Origin of the sequence: Kitasatospora aureofaciens (assembly GCF_019192735.1) — a bacterium.
GTDB classification, from domain to species: domain Bacteria; phylum Actinomycetota; class Actinomycetes; order Streptomycetales; family Streptomycetaceae; genus Kitasatospora; species Kitasatospora aureofaciens_A.
In genome coordinates this window covers 1-2273 of sequence record NZ_JAHTKP010000149.1, presented here as the reverse complement: position 1 = coordinate 2273, position 2273 = coordinate 1, and the positions used below count along the sequence as shown (strand labels likewise).

The 2273-nt window shown below is 64.5% G+C and carries 1 protein-coding gene; it reads right to left on the bottom strand.

The window, feature by feature from the left end; genetic code table 11:
* A partial coding sequence (locus tag KV557_RS41615) for a reverse transcriptase/maturase family protein (RefSeq protein WP_218207322.1) occupies positions 1 to 1737 on the bottom strand: 1737 nt, incomplete at its 3' end.
* Positions 1738 to 2273: the final 536 nt, after the last annotated feature.

Here is a 2273-nt window from a genome sequence, read left to right as displayed (position 1 = left end):
ACACTGCTCGCAGACCACGAGGGTCTTTCGCTTGCGCATGGCCATCAGGTGTACCCACGGCGGCCGTTCCGGCCGTCCTGGCTTGTTGAGATCGGCGAGTTTGCGGATGTGGTGGACTTGCAGTCCATCGCGTCCCTCGCACAACTCACACTGCCCGGCGAGAAGCCGGTGGATCAGCTCGTTGCGCCGGGCAGTGGCCATGGCGGGCTGTCGGTCGGTGATGACGGCGGTGCGCTGACGCTTGAGCGGGATTCCGCCGAAACGGGCGACCAGTGGTTTCCTACCGTTGTCGCGCTGCACCGTGACCTGGAAGCAGGTCCGCCGGCCGTCAGGAGTGTCGACGGCCGCCTTGTATCTGCGGGCCATCTTCGTGACGGTCGACTTGTGCTTCCCGGCCAGGGTCTTGAGCATCGAGGTCTCCATGACCCAGCGCAGCAGTTCCAGGCGGAAGACATCCTGGGCGAGAACGTAGTACTGGACGAACCCGCGATACTCGGACCCGTACTTGGCGACGATCGTGAAATCCTCGTCGTGCAGCAGCGGGCCGCGCAGGGCGGGCTTCCCTTTGCTCATGTAGCGGGCGCATCTGTCCCGGATGACGGTCCTGGGCACGAACAGGCCGATGGCGCCATTGACCGCCCGACGATTCCGGGTGATCTTCGCGTCGCCATGCTGGGTCCTGATCTCGTAGCCGAGGAAGCGCGCCGCCTGGCTGGTGGCGTGCGTGATCAGGGTCTTGGATTCGGAGAGTTCCAGCTTCAACTTCTCAAGCAGGAACGCTCGGATCCTCGCCTTGATCTCCTCGGCTTCACGCTTGGGACCGGCGAACCCGAGCAGGAAGTCATCGCAGTACCGCACGTATCGAAGGCGTCGATATCCAGGATCATCGGGGTCCTGGCTCGGCAGGGTGCGGCGTTCGCGCTGCAGCGCGCGCACCGCCTCCCGGTCGCCGTGCCGTCTGGCCCTCGCGATCCGGTTCTCAACGTTCTGATACGCGGGGTTCTTGCGTCGACGCCTGCCCCGGTCGTAATCCGGTATCAGCCGCTGTTCAATGAACTGGTCGAACCGGTCCAGGTAGATGTTGGACAGAATCGGTGAAGCGACCCCGCCCTGCGGCGCGCCGCTGAGCGTGTCGTTCCACTGCCAGTCCTCCAGGTACCCGGCCTTGAGCATCCGGTCGATCAGTTGCAGGAACCGGCCGTCGCGGATCTTCTCCGCCAGCGTCGAGAGCATGACCTCGTGGTCAAGGCTCCCGAAGCAGTCGGAGATGTCCCCCTCGATCATCCAGTGCGTTCCCTTCCAAACCGACACCACCTCGTCCAGCGCGGTGTGACAGCCCCGTCTGGGGCGGAAACCGTGAGAGCGGTCGGAGAACTGGACGTCGTAGTACGCCTCAAGAAGCAAGCGCACTACTTCCGCGACCAGCTTGTCCGACCAAGGAGGCATGCCTAACGGACGTTTCCCGATCTTCTTCGGGATATAGACCCGCCTGGCCGGGGACCACCGATAGGACTCCGCACGCAGAGCCCCGATGATCCTGTCAATCTTGGCCAGTGACATGCCGTCCACGGTCTCCTTGGTGACCCCGGGTGTCATCGCACCCTTGTTGGCGTAGATACGCCCGTAGGCCAGCAGGAACAACTCCCTGTTGAACAGCTGCCGGTACAGCCTCTCCAGCGGCAGGCCACGCCTGCCGCGTTCCCGGATGACGTTCAGCACGGTTTCAGCTCTCTGCATTGCGCATCCCTCCCCGTCTGAGCATCTTGATTACCTGTGCCCCTTCGCCCTGCGGTCCGGCTTTCCCGGCCTCCCCGGCAGGTCGTGACTCCTGCGACTACTACGGGCACTCCGTCGCCATAGGGCTCGCGCCCCGTAGGCGATCCCGCGGTACGTCTTCGTTGTACGTATCGAGCGCGACGTAGGCCGCCCACTCATCCCCTTGACCGCCCTCGCTGGGCGGCGTCCCCCGCCATGGAGGTTGCCCGGTCTCACGGTTCATGCCCGGGCATGGCGAGACATCGGTTACAGGCGTCATTCCGACGGTGCGTCACTTTCACTCTGGGGATTGGGCTTCAAGCAATCCAGCCTTGGCCATATCGCGCGGGCCTTGCGGCACGACGCCCTGAACGCCTCCGAGGCGCCCGCCGCTTTCCCGGCATGCTCTGGTCCCCTCCCGCTTTCGCGCTCAGGTAAGCCGGGCGACCCAAGAACCTCCCTCCAAGTTCCTCCCGACTGCGCCGGGGATACAACGAAGCGCCTCACGGCGCACACCG